Origin of the sequence: Sphingomonas sp. GC_Shp_5 (genome assembly GCF_026540855.1) — a bacterium.
Taxonomy (GTDB): Bacteria; Pseudomonadota; Alphaproteobacteria; order Sphingomonadales; family Sphingomonadaceae; genus Sphingomonas.
The window spans coordinates 62,746-81,221 of record NZ_JALNUP010000014.1 but is presented as its reverse complement, the minus strand read 5'-3'; the positions used below and the strand labels follow the sequence as shown (position 1 = coordinate 81,221).

The window sequence follows — 18,476 nt, the reverse complement described above, 5'->3', positions numbered from 1 at the left end:
GGCGATCGCCCAGACCATCGGCGGTCTCAGGCTCTCGCAATGAACCGCGCCCTCGTCCAAGACCAGCGCGGCGCCGCCGCCGTTGAATTCGCCATCGTCATGATCCCGTTCCTGCTGCTGCTGATGGGCGGCATGGATCTGGGCTATTAGGCCTATCTGCGGGCCACCGTCACCGGCGCGGTCGAGCGCGCGGCGCGCCAGGCGACGGTCGGCAACCGCACCCAGGCACAGATCGTCACGTTGATCAGAAACGAGGTGCGCGCCATCCTGCCGCTCTCGGTGCGCGACGATCCCGATGCGATCTCGGTGACCCCGCTCAACTATTACAACTTCTCCAGCGTCGGCGGCGGCGAGCGGATCACCGGCGATACCGCGCCCGTCGGCGTCTACAACAGCACCGACTGCTACGAAGACCGCAACGGCAACGGCCATTACGATGCCACCGGCGGTGGCGGCAGCGGTCTCGGCACCGCGGACGACATCGTCTATTACACCGTCACCGCGACCGCGCCGCGGCAGTTCGGCTTCACCTCGCGGATCGGCTGGGGCGCCAATGTCGTCGCCACGACGCGCACGCTGATCCGCAACCAGCCTTATGGTGCCCAGCAGGTCGTGATCCGATGCTCGTGACCCTTCACGGCATCGCGCGCGCCGCCGCCCTCGCCCGGCGTGTCGGTACCGACCACTCCGGGCTCGCGCTGATCGAATTTGCCTATGCGCTACCGCTGCTGCTTACGATTGCGCTCGCCGGCACCGAGGTCGCCAATCTCGCCATCACTGTGCTGCGGGTGAACCAGCTGGCGATGCTGGCAGCGGACAACGCCGCGCGCGTCCGCAGCTCGATCGACGACACCGACATCAACGAGATCATGACCGGGATGCGCTTCGCCGGCTCGGGGATCAAGTTCGGCAATTACGGCCGGGTGATCATCTCCAGCCTGCAGGCCAATGGCCAGACCGGCAACAAGGCCGGCTACAAGATCGACTGGCAGCGCTGCTTCGGCGCCAAGAGCACCACCTCCAACTATGGCGTCGCCGGGACCGGTGCGACCACCGCCGCCATTCCTTACGGCGTCAAGCCGGGCGGGCTGGCGACCAACGTGGCGGAAGGCACCGTACCCACCCCCAATGGCGCGCTGATCACCGCGGAGATCACCTATACCTATCATCCGCTGATCGCGCCGGCGTTCATGGCCCAGCGCGACCTCCATGCGACGCAAACCTTCCCGGTGCGCGATCGCGCGCAGCAGACCCTGACCAACAACACCGCCATCGCGACTGCCAACCAGCGGCTCTGCGACAACAATCACCTGTCGGCGACCTGATCGGCGCAACCACCTTCGGGTAGGCAAAGCGGCTACCAACAAGAAGGGCGCGGTAGCCTTCGCTGCCCGCGCCCTTCGCACCTTCAAGCTCGGCGGTGGATCACCCCTTGGGGATGATCTTGCGCACCGTCGCGATCACCTTGTCGGCGGTTATCAGCGCGAGCTTCTCGAGGTTGGCGGCATAAGGCAGCGGCACGTCCTCGTTGGCGACGCGCAGCACCGGCGCGTCGAGGTCGTCGAAGCCTTCCTCCATCACGATCGCGGTGATCTCCGACGCGATCGAGCAGGTCGGCCAGCCCTCTTCAACCACCACCAGGCGATTGGTCTTCTTGAGGCTTGCAAGTACCGTCTGCTTGTCGAGCGGGCGCAGCGTGCGCAGGTCGATCACCTCGGCATCGACGCCCTCGGCGGCGAGCTTCTCGGCGGCTTCGAGCGCGAGCCCGACGCCGATCGAATAGCTTACCAAGGTGATGTCCTTGCCCTCGCGCATGATCCGCGCCTTGCCGATCGGCAGCACGTAGTCGTCGAGCTTGGGCACCTCGAAGCTGCGGCCGTACATCAGCTCGTTCTCGAGGAACACCACCGGGTCCTCCGAGCGGATCGCCGCCTTCAGCAGGCCCTTGGCATCGGCCGCGTCATAGGGCGCGATCACGATCAGGCCGGGGACGCTCGCATACCAGGGCGCGTAATTCTGGCTGTGCTGCGCGCCGACGCGGCTCGCCGCGCCGTTGGGACCGCGGAACACCATCGGGCAGCGCATCTGGCCGCCCGACATATAGTTGGTCTTGGCGGCCGAGTTGATGATGTGGTCGATCGCCTGCATCGCGAAGTTGAACGTCATGAACTCGACGATCGGCTTGAGCCCGCCCATCGCCGCGCCGGTGCCGATCCCGGCGAAGCCATATTCGGTGATCGGCGTGTCGATCACGCGGCGCTCGCCGAACTCCTCGAGCAGCCCCTGGGTAACCTTGTACGCGCCCTGATATTGCGCGACTTCCTCGCCCATCACGAACACGCGGTCGTCGGCGCGCATCTCTTCGGCCATTGCGTCGCGCAGCGCCTCGCGAACGGTGAGCTTGACCATCTCGGTGCCGGCCGGGATCGCCGGATCGGCCTTGCCCGGCTTTTCCGCCGCGGCGACGAGCTGGGTGGTGCCGGTTTCCTGCGCCTTGGGCGCGTCGGTCTGCACTTCGGTATTCTGGTCCGACGGCGTCGGCGCCGGCGCCGCAGCCTCAGGGGCCTTGGCCGGCGCGGCAGCGGCCGAGTCGGCGCTCTCGCCGTCCTCGAGCAGCGTCGCGATCACGGTGCCGACCTTCACGTTATCGGTGCCTTCGGCGACGGTAATCTTGCCGATCGTGCCCTCGTCGACGGCTTCGAACTCCATCGTCGCCTTGTCGGTCTCGATCTCGGCCATGATGTCGCCGGACTTGACGGTGTCGCCTTCCTTGACGAGCCACTTGGCCAGCGTGCCTTCCTCCATCGTCGGCGACAGCGCGGGCATCTTGATCTCGATCGCCATCAGTAGGACTCCACCAGGACGTCGGTATACAGCTCGGCCGGGTTGGGCTCGGGCGTGCTCTCGGCGAAATCGGCAGCTTCGTTCACGACCTTGCGGATCTCCTGTTCGATTTTCTTGAGCTCGTCTTCCTTGACGCCCTGCTCGTCGAGCAACTTCTTGACGAACTCGATGGGGTCGGACTTGTCGCGCACCGCCTGCACTTCCTCGCGGCTGCGATACTTGGCGGGGTCGGACATCGAGTGGCCGCGATAGCGGTAGGTCTTCATCTCGAGGATGATCGGGCCCTTGCCGGCGCGCACCCAGGCGAGCGCCTCCTCGGCGGCACCGCGGCAGGCGAGCACGTCCATGCCGTCCACCTGGATGCCGGGAATGCGGAAGCTCTCGCCGCGGCGATAGAGCTGGTCCTCGGCGGACGAGCGGTTGACGCTCGTGCCCATCGCATATTGGTTGTTCTCGATCACATAGACGATCGGCAGCTTCCACAGCTCGGCCATGTTGAAGCTCTCGTACACCTGGCCCTGGTTCGACGCGCCATCGCCGAAATAGGCCATGCAGACGCCACCGTCGTTGCTGTACTTGTGCTTGAAGGCGAGGCCCGTGCCCAGGCTCACCTGCGCGCCGACGATGCCGTGGCCGCCGTAGAACTTATGCTCGGTGGAGAACATGTGCATCGAGCCGCCCTTGCCGCGGCTGATGCCGGCCTCGCGCCCGGTCAGCTCGGCCATGATCACCTTGGGGTCGATGCCGTAGGCGAGCATGTGACCGTGATCGCGGTAACCGGTGATCACCGAGTCCTTGTCGCCGTCGAGCGCCGACTGGAGGCCCACCGCGACCGCTTCCTGGCCGATATAGAGATGGCAGAAGCCGCCGATGAAGCCGAGCCCGTAGAGCTGGCCCGCCTTCTCCTCGAAGCGGCGGATCAGGAGCATGTCCTTGTAAAATTTGAGCAGATCGTCGCGGGTGGCGTCGAACGGCCTGGGCTCGTTCGGGCGCTCGCGGTTGGGCGCAGGCGGTTCGGCAGTACGGACGGGCATTTTGGCCACGGGTTACCTCGGAGGTCCTGGGGAGATGTGGCGCCTATAGGCCCGGTTCGCCCGCAACATCAATTCCCCGGTATGCCGGTTCGCCGTTACGGTTGGTTTCGGGACAGTCCGTTGGCGCACAACCGGATGGAATGCCGCCGTTATTCCTTGCCCCGTCGTTCCCCCTCACCGCCGCAAACGCCAAGTTTGTTGCCCTTTGCCCGCCCCCGCGCCAAAGCCGGCGCCGATGACCCACGCTCCGCATCCGTTCCGGATCGCCAACTTCCGTGCCTATTGGGCCGCGCGCCTGTCGATGACGCTGGCCCAGAATGGCATGATCATCATCATCGGCTGGCAGACCTACGCGATCGCCAAGCGGACGATGACCCCGTCGCAGGCCGCCGCGCAACTGGGGCTGATCGGCCTGCTCCAGTTCCTGCCGCTGTTCCTGTCGACGCCGATCACCGGCTGGGTGGCGGACCGGTTCGATCGGCGCTGGATCGCGCGGCTCACGATTTCGCTGCAGCTCGCCTGCGCGCTGGTGCTGGCAGTGACCACCTATCAGGGCACGATCGGCCTGCCGGTGATCTTCTCGGTCGCGGTGGCGCTGGGGCTCGCCCGCGCCTTCGCCGGCCCGGCGCTCGGCGCGCTTGCTCCCAATCTGGTGCCGCGCGAGGTGCTGCCGACCGCGATCGCGCTCAGCTCCACCTCGTGGCAGGTCGGCGCGATCGTCGGCCCGGCGCTGATCGGTTATGCCTATGGCCACTCGCCGGGCCTCGCCTATTCCCTTGCCAGCGGCCTGTTCGCGCTTGCCGCGGTCGCGATGTTCCTGATCGGCCCGGTGGCGCGCAGCATTACCCCCGGCAAGGCTCACCCGCTCCGCCAAATCGTCGAGGGCCTCGTCTATGTGGGCCGCAACAAGCTGGTGCTCGGCGCGATCACGCTCGATCTGTTCGCGGTGTTCCTTGCCGGCACCACCGCGCTGCTGCCGATCTACGCTGCCGACATCCTCAAGGTCGGCGAAGGCGGCCTCAGCGCGCTCGCCGGCGCCCCCGGGGTCGGCGCGATGCTGACCGCGACCTTCTTCTCAATCCGGCCGCTGAAGACGAATGTCGGCCCCAAGATGCTCGGCGCGGTCGTCGTCTATGGCCTCGCGACGATGATGTTCGGCATCTCCACCTGGCTGCCGCTCAGCCTCGCCGCGCTCGCGCTCGCCGGCGCCGCCGACATGTTCTCGGTCTACATCCGCCAGTCACTGATCCAGCTCTACACGCCCGACACGATGCGCGGCCGGGTCGGCGCCGCCTCGCAGCTCACCATCTCGGCGTCCAACGAGCTCGGCGAGGCCGAATCGGGCTTCCTCGCCGCCGCGTTGGGCCCCGTCGGTGCGGTGCTGGTCGGCGGCGGCGGCGCGGTGCTCGTCACCCTGATCTGGACCTTCCTGTTCCCGTCGCTGCGCAACGCACGGACCTTCGATCCGCCCCCGACGTTGATCGATCCGATCCCCGACCAGCCCAAGCTCAACCCCATCGACATCAAGGAAACGGAGCAAGCACGATGAAGGCCACCACTGTCCTTGAGACCATCGGCAACACCCCGCACATCCGCATCCAGCGGCTGTTCCCCAACTCCGAAGTCTGGATCAAGTCCGAGCGGGCGAACCCCGGCGGCTCGATCAAGGACCGCATCGCGCTCGCGATGATCGAGGCGGCGGAAGCCGCCGGCGATCTCAAGCCGGGCGGCACGATCATCGAGCCGACCAGCGGCAACACCGGCGTCGGCCTTGCCATGGTCGCCGCGGTGAAGGGCTATAAGCTCGTCCTCGTCATGCCCGAATCGATGTCGCTCGAGCGGCGCCGGCTGATGCTCGCTTATGGCGCCACCTTCGATCTCACCCCGCGCGAAAAGGGCATGAAGGGCGCGATCGAGCGTGCGATCGAGCTGGTCGAGCAGACGCCCGATGCGTGGATGCCGCAACAGTTCGAGAACCCGGCCAACATCGACGTCCACGTCCGCACCACCGCGCAGGAGATCCTCGCCGATTTTGCCGACTCGCCGATCGACGTGCTGATTACCGGCGTCGGCACCGGCGGCCACATCACCGGCGTCGCCGAGACTCTCAAGAAGAGCTGGCCCAACCTCAAGGTGTTCGCGGTCGAGCCCGCCGCCTCGCCGGTGATCGCCGGCGGCCAGCCGGGGCCGCATCCGATCCAGGGGATCGGCGCGGGCTTCATCCCCAAGAACCTGCACACCCAGGCGATCGACGGCGTAATCGAGGTCGACGCCGCGGTCGCCAAGGACATGGCGCGCCGCTCGGCGACCGAGGAGGGCCTGCTGGTCGGCATCTCGTCGGGCGCGACGCTCGCCGCGATCCTCCAGAAGCTGCCCGACCTGCCCGATGGCGTCCGCGTGCTCGGCTTCAACTACGATACCGGCGAGCGCTATCTGTCGGTGCCGGACTTCCTGCCCGAGCAGTGAGCGCTCTTGCCCTGGCGCGCAGCCCTGCCACCGTCACCGGGGGGCTGCGCGCGATCCTCCTCGCGACCGCGGTCGCCGCGATCGCGGTGCCGGCCTATGTCGTCACCCATGCGCCGGCGATGCCGCACCGCCATCGGCCCCGCGTGGTGCTGCCGCCGCCGCGGGTGGTGCCGGCCGCCGAGGTGCCGGCGGTGGAGCCGGTCGCCTTCGTCGACCTCAGCCCCGACGATGCCCGCGCCTACAATGCCGAGGTCCCGTTCTCGACCGAGCCCAATCCGGCGGCGCGCCCGTTCCGCTTCATCGGCAGCGACGAGGAACGCGCCCGCGCCACCGACTGCCTCGCCGCCGGCGTGATCTACGAGGCCGGCGACGATGCCACCGGCGAGCGCGCGGTGGCGCAGGTGATCCTCAACCGGCTGCGCCATCCCGCCTTCCCCAAGACGGTGTGCGGCGTGGTGTTCGAGGGTGCCGAGCGCAGCACCGGCTGCCAGTTCACCTTCTCCTGCGACGGCGCGCTGACCCGGTGGAAGCCGTCGGATGCCGGTTGGCGCCGCGCCCGCGAGGTGGCGACGCTGGCCCTCGCCGGATCGGTCTACGCACCGGTCGGCTATGCAACCCATTACCATACCGACTGGGTGGTGCCCTATTGGCAGTCGAGCCTCGACAAGATCGCCGCGGTCCACACCCATCTGTTCTTCCGCTGGAGCGGCTGGTGGGGCACGCCGCCGGCGTTCAACCGCCATGTCGATCCCCATGAGCCGGTGATCGCGCAGCTCGGCGTCCTGTCCGACGCGCACAAGACCGGCGCCGCGCTCGAAGAGGCCGCGGCGGCCCTGACCGAGGTGGCGACCGTCACCGGCGCCGCGCCGACCCCGGTGGCGAGCGACAATGCGAGCTTCCTCGTGACCATCCCGCGCGGCACGCTTGCCGAGGGCTATCCCGCGCTCGCCAAGCAGGCGTGCGGCGAGCGGCCGTCGTGCAAATATTCCGCCTGGGCGGATCCGGCGGCGACCCCGACCGCGCTGCCGCTCGAGCCCGCCCAGATCGCGGCGATGACCTTCAGCTATCTGCGCGACCGGGCCACCGGCGTCGACAAGGCGCTGTGGAACTGCCAGCAGGTCCGCCGGCCCGACCGCAGCCAGTGCATGAAGCAGCAGGTGCTGGTCACCGCGGTGCCGGTTGCCGCAGCGACGCCGATGGCGACGGCAACACCCGCCGATGGCCCGGCGGTGCTCGACGGCGTGCGCCGCAAGACCGCGACCGCCGAGACACCCGCGCCGGCGAAGACCGACGCCCCTGCCAAGGAACGCCGCTCGACGATCATCCGCCGCGCGCCTTCCAGGCTACCGATCGGCGGCACCGACTAGCCTGCGCCCGCTCTCCCCCGTTCGCCCTGAGCTTGTAGATACGCGTGAGCCTCAAGCTGCTTCGACAGGCTCAGCACGAACGGCGGGATGTGTCGGCGCCCCCCTCCTCCGTTCGCCCTGAGCCTGTCGAAGGACCTGGGTCGCCAGCTGCTTCGACAGGCTCAACACGAACGGGCGGAGGTTATGCGATCCGCCCTTCGCCAGCATCGAGTCCCTAGCCTCGGCGCCGGGCTCACGCCGCCCGAAACATCTCCGGCGGCAGCGCCATCAGCGAGTCCGCGCCGCCCTCGATCTTGCGCCGCAGCGCGCCGGCATCGGGCATGATCCGCTCGGCGAAGAAGCGCGCTGTCACCAGCTTGGCGTCGAGGAACCCGGCGCTGAACTGGCCGTCGCCCCCGTCATTACCCTCACCGCCCGCCTTCAGCGCCGCCGCCGCCCGCGCCATCCGCAGCCACATCAGCCCGACCGCGACGATCCCCATCAGATGCATGTAGCTCACTGCGCCGGCGCCGACATGGTCGGGGTTCTGCATGCCATTGGCCATGAACCACATCGTCGCCGCCTGCAGCTGGCCGAGCGCCTTTTCCAGCCCCGTCGCGATGGCGGCGGTCGCCTCGTCGTCCTTGCCCGCCGCCGCCTCCTCGGCGACGATCGCGAAGAACGCCTGCACCGCGCGGCCGCCCTTCTGGGCGAGCTTGCGGCCGACCAGATCCATCGCCTGCACGCCATTGGTGCCCTCGTAGATCATCGCGATCCGCGCATCGCGGACATACTGTTCCATGCCCCATTCGGCGATATAGCCGTGGCCGCCATAGACCTGCTGCGCATTGGTCGCGATCTCATAGCCCTTGTCGGTGCCGACGCCCTTGATCACCGGGGTCAGCAGCCCGATCAGATCGGCGGCCATCTGCCGCTCGTCCTCGTCGACCGCGCGATGCTCGAGATCGACCTGGAGCGCACCCCACAGGCAAAGCGCGCGCAGCCCCTCGGTCCAGGCCTTGCCCTCCATCAGCATGCGGCGGATGTCGGGGTGGACGAACAACGGATCGGCCTTCTCGCTCGGCTCCTTGGGCCCGGTCAGCGCGCGGCCCTGGCGGCGGTCGCCGGCATAGATCACCGCATTCTGATAGGCGACCTCGGCGATACCCAGGCCCTGCAGGCCGACGCCCAGCCGCGCCGCATTCATCATGATGAACATCGCGGCGAGGCCCTTCATCTCCTCGCCGACCAGCCAGCCCTTGGCCGCATCATAGTTCATCACGCAGGTCGAGTTGGCGTGGATGCCCATCTTGTGCTCGATCGACCCGCAGCTCACCGCGTTGCGCGCGCCGAGGCTGCCGTCGTCATTGACCAGCACCTTGGGCACCACGAACAGCGAGATGCCCTTCGAGCTGTCGGGCGCGCCCGGCGTCTTCGCCAGCACCAGATGGATGATGTTGTCGGTCAGGTCATGCTCGCCCGCCGAGATGAAGATCTTGGTCCCGGTGATCGCATAGGAGCCATCGGCCTGCGGCTCGGCCTTCGTGCGGATCAGGCCCAGATCGGTGCCGCATTGCGGTTCGGTGAGGTTCATGGTCCCGCCCCATTCGCCCGACACCATCTTGGGCACGTAGAGCGCCTGCTGCTCGGCCGAGCCCTGCGCCACCAGCGCCGCGATCGCGCCATGGGTCAGCCCCGGGTACATGGCGAAGGCCATGTTGGACGAGATCATATATTCCTGGAACGCCGTCGACACGACGTGCGGCATGCCCTGGCCGCCATGCTCGGGCTGGTTGCCGAGCGTCGCCCAGCCGCTCTCGACATATTGCTGATAGGCTTCCTTGAAGCCGTCGGGCGTGGTGACGGTGCCGTCGTCGTGGCGCGTGCAGCCCTGCTGGTCGCCCGACAGGTTGAGCGGGAACAGCACCTCGGCGACGAAGCGGCCGCCTTCCTCCAGCACCGCATCGACCACGTCGGGAGTCGCCGCCTCGAAGCCCGGCACATTGGCATGGCGCTCGAGGCCGACGACATGCTCGAGCACGAAGCGGGTATCGCGGACAGGGGGCGTATAGCTCGGCATGGGTTTATCCTCTCTCGTCTTGGGCGCGGCCTGCTTCGAGCAGGTCCACGAATTCGGTCAGTTCGGTGATCGCGGCATCGATGTCGTGCTTCTGCCGCTCGAGCGTTTCCACCCGCGCGCGGCACCGGTCGATCGCGGTCTGGCGCTGGGCGCGGCGGCCATCGCCGAGATCGTAGAGATCGATCATCTCGCGAATCTCGCCAAGGCTGAAGCCCACCCGCTTGCCGCGCAGGATCCAGGCGAGCCGCGCGCGATCGCGGTGCGAATAGATCCGCTGGGTGCCGCGGCGCTCGGGCGCGATCAGCCCCTCATCCTCGTAGAAACGCAGCGCCCGCGCGGTGACGTCGAACTCCGCGGACAGGTCGGATATGGAGAACGACTCGCGATCGTCGCGAGGGTCGATCACGGCATAAGCAGGTGACGTGGCCATGGCCCGAACTACCTGACCTTTACGTCAACGTCAACCTGTGCAGAGCGGCTTGCCGCTGGGCGCGCGCAGCGTCTCCGCCTCGGATACGGAGGCGCTGAGACGTTCCACCGACACCGCCGACAGCGTTGCGCGACCGGTGCAGAGCGCGTCGCAGGCGGCGGGCAATTCGGCGGGAAAGCTCAGCCGCTCGCCGTCGAACGGGGCATCAAACCGGCAGCCGCCGAGGCTCACCGCCACCTTGTCGCCATGTTGCCGCGCGGTCCCCGATGCGACGCAGCCCTGGCCCTCGCCATAATCGATCAGCACGCCGAGCCGGAGATTGCGGCTGTCGCCGGCGGCGGCAGGCACCACGCACATCCGGTCGGTCTCGCGCGCCCAGGAGCCGACAAGGCTCGCGTGCGCCGGATCGGCGACAATCCCTGCCGCTCGCGCCGCCTGCTCCAGCTGCGCGCCGGGCGAGCGATCCACCGCCGCGGGCTGGTCGCCGCACGCCGCCAGCATTAGCGCCGCGATGATCGCGCTGCGCCTCATGGCACCGGCACGAGCGCGTCCCCCTCCAGCCGGCGATAGAAGCAGCTCGCCGCGCCGGTGTGGCAGGCGGGGCCGGCGGGGTCGGCGATCACCCACAGCGCATCCTGGTCGCAGTCGATCCGCATCTCGACCACGCGCAGCACGTTGCCCGAGGTTTCGCCCTTCTTCCACAGCCGGGCGCGGCTGCGCGACCAGAAGGTCGCCTCGCCGCTCGCCCTGGTAATGACCAACGCCTCGGCGTTCATGTGCGCGACCATCAGCAGCGCACCGGCCCGGTCGGTCACCACCGCGGTGATCAGCCCGGCGGTGTCATATTTGGGATCGAGGACAAGTTCGGTTTCGCGGGGATCGGCCATGACGCTCCCTATCCCGACCGCCGCCGCGACGGAAGCGCCGCCGCTGGTCCCGGCTCCTTCTACTTGTGGTCCCGGATCGCCTTTGCAAGGCCCGCCTTGTCCAGCTTGGAGCGCCCGGCGATCCCGATCGTGCGCGCCTCCGCCAGCAGGTCCGCCTTGCTGCGCTCGTCCAGCTTGGTGCTGCGGTGATCGAGCGAGCCATTGGCCTTGGCGTTGGCGATCCGGGCCGCCTTTTCCGCCGAATTGCCTTGGCTGCGCAGCTCTTCGTACAGCGCGTCATCCTTGATCTGCGGACCGTGATCCTTGGCCATGAGCTCTCTCCTTCCGGGGTGCAAAAACCCGCGATGAGACGGATGGGTTCGTTTTCCTGTGACAAACACGCGACAAATCCGCCCGCGGTGCCTATATGGCGCCTCGCACGCCCCACCTGCCGCCCCGCATCACGTGAGCCCTGCCATGCTGACTACTCATCCGTTCGACGACGACAAACTCCGCGAAGAGTGCGGGGTATTCGGTGTCTCCGGTAGCGACAGCGCCGCCGCGCTCGTGGCGCTGGGCCTCCACGCGCTGCAGCACCGGGGCCAGGAGGCGGCCGGCATCACCAGCTTCGACGGCCACCATTTCCACACCCATCGCGCGATGGGTCATGTCGCCGGCAACTTCGACCGCGACGACGTCATCCGTGCGCTGCCCGGCGACCATGCCGTCGGCCACGTCCGTTATTCCACCACCGGCGAAACGGCGCTGCGCAACGTCCAGCCGCTCTATGCCGAGCTCGCTAGCGGCGGCTTCGCGGTCGCGCACAACGGCAACATCTCCAATGCGATGAAGCTGCGCCGCGAGCTGATCCGCCGCGGCTCGATCTTCCAGTCGACCAGCGACACCGAGACGATCATCCATCTCGTCGCCACCTCCAACTATCGCACCCTGCTCGATCGCTTCATCGATGCGCTGAAGCAGATTGAGGGCGCCTATGCGCTGGTGGTAATGACGCCCGAGGGCATGATCGGCTGCCGCGATCCGCTTGGCATTCGCCCGCTGGTGATGGGCCGGCTGGATGGCGCGGTGATCTTCGCCTCCGAAACCGTCGCGCTCGACGTCTGCGGCGCCACCTTCGAGCGCCAGATCGAGCCCGGCGAACTCGTCATCGTCCAGGGCGACGAGGTCCGCTCGATTCGCCCGTTCGCGCCGATGGCGCCGCGGCCGTGCATCTTCGAATGGGTCTATTTCTCGCGCCCCGACTCGATCGCGGGCGATCAGTCGATCTACACGGTGCGCAAGGCGATCGGTGCCCAGCTCGCGATCGAATCGCCGGTCGAGGCCGATCTGGTCATCCCGGTGCCCGATTCGGGCGTGCCCGCGGCGATCGGCTATGCCCAGCAATCGGGCATCCCGTTCGAGCTCGGCATCATCCGCTCGCATTATGTCGGCCGCACCTTCATCCAGCCGGGCGACAAGGTCCGCCACCTCGGCGTCAAGCTCAAGCACAATGCCAATCGTGCGCTGATCAAGGGCAAGCGCATCATCCTCATCGATGATTCGATCGTGCGCGGCACCACCAGTCTCAAGATCGTGCAGATGATGCGCGATGCCGGTGCGGCGGAGATCCATATGCGCATCGCTTCCCCGCCGACGCGGCATAGCTGCTTCTACGGCGTCGACACCCCCGAGCGCGCGAAGCTGCTCGCCGCCAAGCTCGATCTCGGCGGGATGACCGACTTCATCCATGCCGACAGCCTCGAATTCGTCTCGATCGACGGCCTCTACAAGGCGCTCGGCGAAGCCCGCCGCGCCGAGATCCGCCCCAAATATTGCGACGCCTGCTTCACCGGCGACTATCCGACGACGCTGACCGATCATGACGACACCTCGCCGGTCGACCAGTTCCAGATGCTCGCCGAGCGCGTGATCTGACCATCGGCGTGACCAAGCCTCTCCAGGACCAGATCGCGATCGTCACCGGCGCCAGCCGTGGCATCGGCGCCGCGACCGCGATCGCGCTGGCGGCACAGGGCGCGCACATCGTTCTCACCGCCCGCACCGCCAAGGATCTCGAGGCGGTGGAGGAGGCGATCTTCGCCGCTGGCGGCTCGGCGACGATCGCGCCGCTCGACCTCACCCAGACCGACAGCATCGCGCGGCTCGCCGCCGCGATCGGCGAGCGCTGGCAGGCGCTCGACCTGCTCGTGCTCAATGCGGCGATGCTCGGCAGCCTGGCCGCGGTGCCGGCAATCGACCCCAAGGAACTGGCGCAGGTCCTCACCCTAAACATCAGCGCGCAGGCAGCGATGATCGCGGCGTTCGATCCGATGCTGCGCCGTGCGCGGGCCGGCAAGATTATCGGCCTCACCTCCAGCGTCGGCCGCCGCCCGCGTGCCTATTGGGGCGCCTATGGCGCCTCCAAGGCGGCGTTCGAGACGCTGCTCGGCGCCTATGGCGACGAGGTGTCCGAGATCAGCCGCATCCGCACCGCGATCATCGATCCCGGCGCCACCCGCACCAAGATGCGCGCGCGCGCCTACCCGGGCGAGGATCCCCAGTCGGTGAAGGAACCCGCGGTGGTCGCGGACCGCATCGTCGCGCTGGCAATCGAGGGCTTTGCCGAAGGCCATGTCGAGCGCGTCGAAGCCTGACGGGCACCGTCACCCCAGCGCCGGCTGGGGTATCCAGCGCCTCTTTCCGCTCCATCGGCAAAAGACCCCAGTGTTCGCTGGGATGGCGATGCGGCTCAGCCCTGCTTCACCAGCGTGACCAGCGCGACATCGATCCCGCGCCCGCGAAAACCGCCCTCGCAATACATCAGATAATAGCGCCACAGCGCCCGAAACCGCCGGTCGAGCCGCGCCGGTAGTCGCCCGTCGTGATCGGCCGCATCGAACCGTTCGTACCAGTGGCGCAGCGTTTGCGCATAATCGATCCCGAACGCCTCGTGATCGGTCCATACCAGCCCGCGAGCCTCGGCGAGCGCGCGAAAGCGGCTGTCGGAGAGCAGCATGCCGCCGGGGAAGATATAGCGCTGGATGAAATCGACGCCGTCGGCATAGGCGGGGAACACGTCGTCGGCGATGCTGATATATTGGATCGCCGCGTGGCCGCCGGGTTTGAGCACCCGGGCGATCGTGTCGAGATAGGCAGGCCAGTAGCGCTGCCCCACCGCTTCCACCATCTCGATGCTGGCGACCGCGTCATAGCTGCCGGTGACGTCGCGATAGTCGGTCAGCGCCACGCTCACCCCGGGCAGCGCTTGGGCATCCACCACCGCTTTCTGCTCGGTCGACAAGGTCAGCCCGTGGACCCGCCTGCCGCCGGCGCTCGCCGCCGCGGCGAACGATCCCCAGCCGCAGCCGATCTCGAGAATGGCCTCGCCCGGCTTGGTACCGGTCCGCGCGAGCACCGCGGCAAGCTTGCGCGCCTGCCCCGTTTCCAGCGTGTCGCCGCGCGCGAACATCGCGCTTGAATAGGTCATGCTCGGGTCGAGCCACTCGCGGTAGAAATCGTTGCCGAGGTCGTAATGGTCGGCGATGTTGCGGCGCGATCCGGTGCGGCTGTTCCGGCGCAGATAGTGATAGAAGCGCAACGCCAGCCGCGACAGGCCGCCGGCGCGCGCCACGCTTGCCAGCGGCACGCGGTTGCGCATGAACAGGTCGAACAACGGCACCGGATCGGGGCTGGTCCAGTCGCCCGCGGCCCAGCCTTCGTACCAGCCCACCGAGCCGCCGGTGGCGAGCCGCACCAGCGCCCGCCAGCGGCTGATCACCACGATCGGCACCGGCCCGGGCTTGCGCCCGCCGAGCAGCCGCTGCGACCCGTCCGGCAGCCGGGCCTCGATGCCGCCCGCCTCCAGGCCGGCATCGATCCGGTCTAGGAAGCGATGAAAGATCGGCGCGACCAAGCGGGCGGCGCGGCGCGGGCGGTTATGTTGCTGGATCGTGGCCCGGGCGTTCATGGCGCGGCTCATGCCGCAGCGCAGCCCGATGGGGAAGATGGCAATGCTGGGTCCACCTTCCCCGCTATAGCTCGAACGCTTCCCCCAGCGTCATGATCGCGCGCACGTGCCGTTCCGCCAGCACCAGCGCGTCATCGCCATAGCCACCGCCCACCGTGCTCGCCAGCGGCACGCCTCGTTCACGCGCCAGCCCCGCCACCAGCCGCTCGCGGCGCGCCAGCCCGTCGTCGCTCAGCGCCAGCCGACCCAGCCGGTCGACCGCGAGCGGGTCGATCCCCGCCTGGTAGAGGATCAGCTGCGGCCGCACCTCGTCGAGGAACGGCGCCAGCGTCTCGGCGAGCCGCCGGCAGTAATCGTCGTCGCCGGTCGCGTCCGCCAGTGGCACGTCGAGCGTCGAACGGGCCTTGCGCGCCGGGAAGTTCTTCTCGGCGTGGATCGAATAGGTCGCAATCCCCGGCCGACCGGCTAGCAGCGAGGCGGTGCCGTCGCCCTGGTGGACGTCGCAATCCACCACCGCGATTCGCTCGACCTCGCCCTCCTCCACCAGCCGCACCGCGGCGAGCGCGAGATCGTTGAACACGCAATAGCCCGCGCCGGTGTAGGCGAGCGCATGGTGGCTGCCACCGGCGGTATTGGCGGCAAAGCCATGCGCCAGCGCCAGCCGGCCCGCGAGCCAGGTGCCGCCGGGCACCGCCTGCGCGCGCCGCGCCACCTCGGGCGTCACCGGAAAGCCGATCCGCCGCGTCTTGGCGGGCGGCACCCGCGCTTCCATCACCTCGGCGACATAGTCGGGATCGTGCACCGCCTCCAGCCAGGCGAGCGGCATCGGCTCGGGCTGGTGCCAGCCGACCCGGGTTCCCGCGGCGACGAGCAGGTCGCGGATCAGCCCGTTCTTGTTCCAGCGATAGGTGGAGCGCGCCGGCGCGGGCGCGACATAGGCGGGGTGGTGGACGATCGGAATCACCCCGCCTAGGTAGGAAGCCTGCCGCCTCGCCCCAAGCGGCGCCGGAGTGCTGCATGACCGATCCCGCCGCCCCTCCCGTTCGCCCCGACGTCGCGAGCTTCCTCGGCTATCTCAACAATCTGCCCGGGCCGCATACTCACCAGATGACGCCTGACGAGGCGCGCCGGCAGTTCGTGGCGATGAAGGACGTCGCCGATCTGCTGGTCGGCGAGCTGGCGACGATCGTCGACCTGGCGATTCCCGGCCCGGCGGGCGCCATCCCCGCCCGCCTGTTCGACGCCCGCGCGGCGCGCGAGCCGGGGCCGGCGCTGGTGTTCTTCCACGGCGGCGGCTTCGTCATCGGCAACATCGAAACCCATGCCAGCCTGTGCGCCGAATTCGCGCGGGTACTCGATCTGCCGGTGATTTCGGTCGATTACCGCCTGGCGCCCGAGCATCGCTGGCCCGCCGCCCCCGACGATTGCGAGGCCGCGGCGCGCTGGGTAGCGGGCAGCCCCGCCGTGCTCGGCCGCAGCGTCACCAGCCTCGTCCTTGCCGGCGACAGCGCCGGCGGTACGCTGGCGATCGTCACCGCGATCGACCTGCGCAATGCCCCCGCCGCGGTGCCGGTGATCGCCCAGGGCCCGATCTACCCGGCCGCCGACACCGCCACGCACTACCCCTCCTTTGCCGAGTTCGGCGACGGCTATCTGCTCAGCCGCGACACGATGAGGTGGTTCGCGGATGCCTATGCCGCCGATGTCGGTCATCACCGCGGCTCACCGATGGCGGGCGATCTGGCTGGCCTGCCGCCGGCGGTGGTGCTCACCGCCGGGCTCGATCCGCTCCGCGATCAGGGCCGGGCCTATGCCGGCGCGCTCGCCGCCGCTGGCGTCCCGGTCGTGTTCCGCGAAGCGGCGGGCACCATCCATGGCTTCGCCACCCTGCGCCGCGCGATCCCGTCGAGCCGCGGCGACATCGCCGGCTTCCTCGCCGCGCTCAAGGCGACGATCGGGGAAGCCGAAGCCGCACGGGTGATGCTACAGGCGGCGGCATGAGTGATTCTCTCCCTTATCGTCCCTGCGCCGGCGTGATGCTGATCAACGCCCAGGGCCAGGTGTTCGTCGGCCAGCGCATCGATACCACCGTCGAGGCCTGGCAGATGCCGCAGGGCGGGATCGATCCCGGCGAGGAGGCGGCCACCGCCGCGATCCGCGAGCTCGGCGAGGAAACCGGCGTCGCCCCCGACAAGGTCGAGCTGATCGCCGTCGCCCCCGACGAATTGTTCTACGATTTGCCGGCGGATCTCGTCGGCAAGGTGTGGCACGGCAAGTGGCGCGGCCAGCGCCAGCGCTGGTTCCTGTTCCGCTTCCTCGGCGAGGACAGCGACGTGAACATCGCCACCGATCACCCGGAGTTTCGCGCCTGGCGCTGGAGCGACCCCGCCGACCTCCCGGCGATGATCGTGCCGTTCAAGAAGACGCTGTACGAGCAGATACTCGCCGCATTCGCACCACAGCTCGGCGCAGCCGCCGCGCGCTAGGATGTCGCTGCCGATCGGCCTGGCTAAGGGTGTAGCCGTGCGTAATTTGCTTGTTTTGTTCGCCGTGCCGCTGCTGCTCGCCAATGCAGCCGCGCCTGGAGCGCCGGGCAATGATCCGGTGCCGATCCCGGCGGCGATCCGCTCGATGCTTGATGCCGCGATCCAGTCCGGCAACGACGGCGACGTATCGGTGGTGGTGAAATATGCCCGTCTCGCTGATCCTGCGAGCGCCGATGCCGTGCTCGCCATCGCCCAGAAGTGGCGCAGCGACCGGGCCACCGCGCGCAACGAGAAGATCAAGCAGGCCCGGGTGTTCGATCTGTGGACCGGCAAGGCCGAGCTCGGCGGCTATCTCACCACCGGCAACACCAAGTCGGCGGGTGGCAGCGCGGTCCTCGATCTCGTCCGCGAAGGCCTGCGCTGGCGCCACAAGTTCCACGCCCAGGCCGATTACCAGGAAAACGACAACATCACCAACCGCGAGCATTATCTCGCGAGCTACGAGCCCAATCTCAAGATCGACGACCGGCTCTATATCTACGGCTCGGCGCAATATGAAAGCGACCGCTTCCTCGGCTATTTCGATCGTTATTCGGCCTCGACGGGGTTCGGCTACAGCGCGATCAAGTCGCCTGCGATCCGGCTCGATGTCGAGCTCGGGCCCGCCTATCGCTATACCTCCTTCACCGATGACACGATCCAGAGCAACGTTGCCGCGCGCGGCTCGGCGGTGTTCAGCTGGAAGATCCTCCCCGGCCTGTCGGTCACCGAGAACGCCAATGGCTATTTCCAGAGCGCCAATTCGACGCTGAGCAGCACCACCGCGGTCATTGCCAAGCTGATCGGGCCGCTCTCCGCCTCGCTGTCGTACAATCTCCAATATGAAAGCGAGCCGCCGGTGGGATCGGTCTCCACCGACACCGCGACCCGCGCATCGCTGGTGTACAGCTTCTGATC

The 18,476-nt window shown here is 68.2% G+C and carries 20 protein-coding genes; 11 read left to right on the top strand and 9 right to left on the bottom strand.

Features of this window, described 5'->3' with window-relative positions; genetic code table 11:
* Positions 1 to 39: 39 nt before the first annotated feature.
* The 3 genes from OXR60_RS12515 to OXR60_RS12505 all read left to right on the top strand — a co-directional run bounded on the left by OXR60_RS12515 (position 40) and on the right by OXR60_RS12505 (position 1,325).
* Positions 40 to 150 (top strand): TadE/TadG family type IV pilus assembly protein, encoded by a 111-nt coding sequence (locus tag OXR60_RS12515; RefSeq protein ID WP_267396244.1) that lies wholly within the window; start codon positions 40 to 42, stop codon positions 148 to 150.
* A 105-nt stretch (positions 151 to 255) separates the two neighbouring features.
* Entirely contained in the window at positions 256 to 630 is a 375-nt protein-coding gene (locus OXR60_RS12510; RefSeq protein ID WP_267396243.1) for a hypothetical protein, read from the top strand.
* On the top strand, positions 621 to 1,325 hold the full coding sequence (locus OXR60_RS12505; RefSeq protein ID WP_267396242.1) for a TadE family protein: 705 nt from the start codon (positions 621 to 623) through the stop codon (positions 1,323 to 1,325). The genes OXR60_RS12510 and OXR60_RS12505 overlap by 10 nt, the downstream gene beginning before the upstream one ends.
* Positions 1,326 to 1,425: 100 nt before the next feature.
* Here OXR60_RS12505 and OXR60_RS12500 read toward each other — a convergent pair whose 3' ends face one another.
* Together OXR60_RS12500 and pdhA are read right to left on the bottom strand one after the other, a co-directional pair.
* On the bottom strand, positions 1,426 to 2,844 hold the full coding sequence (locus OXR60_RS12500) for a pyruvate dehydrogenase complex E1 component subunit beta (protein WP_267396241.1): 1,419 nt from the start codon (positions 2,842 to 2,844) through the stop codon (positions 1,426 to 1,428).
* The gene (gene pdhA / locus OXR60_RS12495) at positions 2,844 to 3,878 is read right to left on the bottom strand and encodes a pyruvate dehydrogenase (acetyl-transferring) E1 component subunit alpha (protein ID WP_267396268.1); all 1,035 of its coding nucleotides are present in this window, start codon (positions 3,876 to 3,878) and stop codon (positions 2,844 to 2,846) included. The genes OXR60_RS12500 and pdhA overlap by 1 nt, the downstream gene beginning before the upstream one ends.
* A gap of 235 nt (positions 3,879 to 4,113) precedes the next feature.
* On the opposite strand from pdhA, the gene OXR60_RS12490 reads away from it, so the two are divergent.
* From OXR60_RS12490 to OXR60_RS12480, 3 genes are read left to right on the top strand one after another with little or no spacing between them, the layout of a single operon-like run.
* Positions 4,114 to 5,427 (top strand): MFS transporter, encoded by a 1,314-nt coding sequence (locus OXR60_RS12490; protein ID WP_267396240.1) that lies wholly within the window; start codon positions 4,114 to 4,116, stop codon positions 5,425 to 5,427.
* The gene (gene cysK / locus OXR60_RS12485) at positions 5,424 to 6,344 is read left to right on the top strand and encodes a cysteine synthase A (RefSeq protein ID WP_267396239.1); all 921 of its coding nucleotides are present in this window, start codon (positions 5,424 to 5,426) and stop codon (positions 6,342 to 6,344) included. Before OXR60_RS12490 ends, cysK begins: the two co-directional genes overlap by 4 nt.
* Positions 6,341 to 7,711: a cell wall hydrolase gene (locus OXR60_RS12480; protein WP_267396238.1), complete on the top strand. Its 1,371-nt coding sequence runs from the start codon at positions 6,341 to 6,343 to the stop codon at positions 7,709 to 7,711. Before cysK ends, OXR60_RS12480 begins: the two co-directional genes overlap by 4 nt.
* A 232-nt stretch (positions 7,712 to 7,943) precedes the next feature.
* Here OXR60_RS12480 and OXR60_RS12475 read toward each other — a convergent pair whose 3' ends face one another.
* From OXR60_RS12475 to OXR60_RS12455, 5 genes are read right to left on the bottom strand one after another with little or no spacing between them, the layout of a single operon-like run.
* On the bottom strand, positions 7,944 to 9,770 hold the full coding sequence (locus OXR60_RS12475) for an acyl-CoA dehydrogenase C-terminal domain-containing protein (protein WP_267396237.1): 1,827 nt from the start codon (positions 9,768 to 9,770) through the stop codon (positions 7,944 to 7,946).
* 4 nt (positions 9,771 to 9,774) lie between these two features.
* Positions 9,775 to 10,200 (bottom strand): MerR family DNA-binding transcriptional regulator, encoded by a 426-nt coding sequence (locus OXR60_RS12470; RefSeq protein ID WP_267396236.1) that lies wholly within the window; start codon positions 10,198 to 10,200, stop codon positions 9,775 to 9,777.
* Positions 10,201 to 10,230: 30 nt separating this feature from the next.
* A complete protein-coding gene (locus OXR60_RS12465; protein ID WP_267396235.1) occupies positions 10,231 to 10,731 on the bottom strand; it encodes a hypothetical protein in 501 nt (166 codons plus the stop codon).
* The gene (gene hisI / locus OXR60_RS12460; RefSeq protein ID WP_267396234.1) at positions 10,728 to 11,087 is read right to left on the bottom strand and encodes a phosphoribosyl-AMP cyclohydrolase; all 360 of its coding nucleotides are present in this window, start codon (positions 11,085 to 11,087) and stop codon (positions 10,728 to 10,730) included. The genes OXR60_RS12465 and hisI overlap by 4 nt, the downstream gene beginning before the upstream one ends.
* A gap of 59 nt (positions 11,088 to 11,146) precedes the next feature.
* A complete protein-coding gene (locus OXR60_RS12455; protein ID WP_267396233.1) occupies positions 11,147 to 11,398 on the bottom strand; it encodes a Rho termination factor in 252 nt (83 codons plus the stop codon).
* Between the two features lie 145 nt (positions 11,399 to 11,543).
* Here OXR60_RS12455 and purF point away from each other — a divergent pair, with 145 nt between their 5' ends.
* Together purF and OXR60_RS12445 are read left to right on the top strand one after the other, a co-directional pair.
* On the top strand, positions 11,544 to 13,001 hold the full coding sequence (purF, locus tag OXR60_RS12450) for an amidophosphoribosyltransferase (RefSeq protein ID WP_267396232.1): 1,458 nt from the start codon (positions 11,544 to 11,546) through the stop codon (positions 12,999 to 13,001).
* Between the two features lie 8 nt (positions 13,002 to 13,009).
* Entirely contained in the window at positions 13,010 to 13,720 is a 711-nt protein-coding gene (locus tag OXR60_RS12445) for an SDR family NAD(P)-dependent oxidoreductase (protein WP_267396231.1), read from the top strand.
* Between the two features lie 95 nt (positions 13,721 to 13,815).
* On the opposite strand, the gene OXR60_RS12440 is transcribed toward OXR60_RS12445, so the two are convergent.
* Both OXR60_RS12440 and OXR60_RS12435 read right to left on the bottom strand, forming a co-directional pair.
* Positions 13,816 to 15,033, bottom strand: a complete 1,218-nt coding sequence (locus tag OXR60_RS12440) for a cyclopropane-fatty-acyl-phospholipid synthase family protein (protein WP_267396230.1) — start codon at positions 15,031 to 15,033, stop codon at positions 13,816 to 13,818.
* A gap of 64 nt (positions 15,034 to 15,097) precedes the next feature.
* Positions 15,098 to 15,997: a histone deacetylase gene (locus tag OXR60_RS12435; protein ID WP_267396229.1), complete on the bottom strand. Its 900-nt coding sequence runs from the start codon at positions 15,995 to 15,997 to the stop codon at positions 15,098 to 15,100.
* A gap of 53 nt (positions 15,998 to 16,050) precedes the next feature.
* Between OXR60_RS12435 and OXR60_RS12430 the strand changes: the two genes are divergently transcribed.
* The 3 genes from OXR60_RS12430 to OXR60_RS12420 are packed head-to-tail and all read left to right on the top strand — an operon-like array spanning position 16,051 to position 18,474.
* A complete protein-coding gene (locus OXR60_RS12430; RefSeq protein WP_267396228.1) occupies positions 16,051 to 17,034 on the top strand; it encodes an alpha/beta hydrolase in 984 nt (327 codons plus the stop codon).
* Complete coding sequence (locus tag OXR60_RS12425) at positions 17,031 to 17,519, top strand: RNA pyrophosphohydrolase (RefSeq protein WP_267396227.1); 489 nt, start codon at positions 17,031 to 17,033, stop codon at positions 17,517 to 17,519. Before OXR60_RS12430 ends, OXR60_RS12425 begins: the two co-directional genes overlap by 4 nt.
* Before the next feature lie 37 nt (positions 17,520 to 17,556).
* Positions 17,557 to 18,474: a DUF481 domain-containing protein gene (locus OXR60_RS12420; RefSeq protein WP_267396226.1), complete on the top strand. Its 918-nt coding sequence runs from the start codon at positions 17,557 to 17,559 to the stop codon at positions 18,472 to 18,474.
* The last annotated feature ends 2 nt before the right edge of the window (positions 18,475 to 18,476 follow it).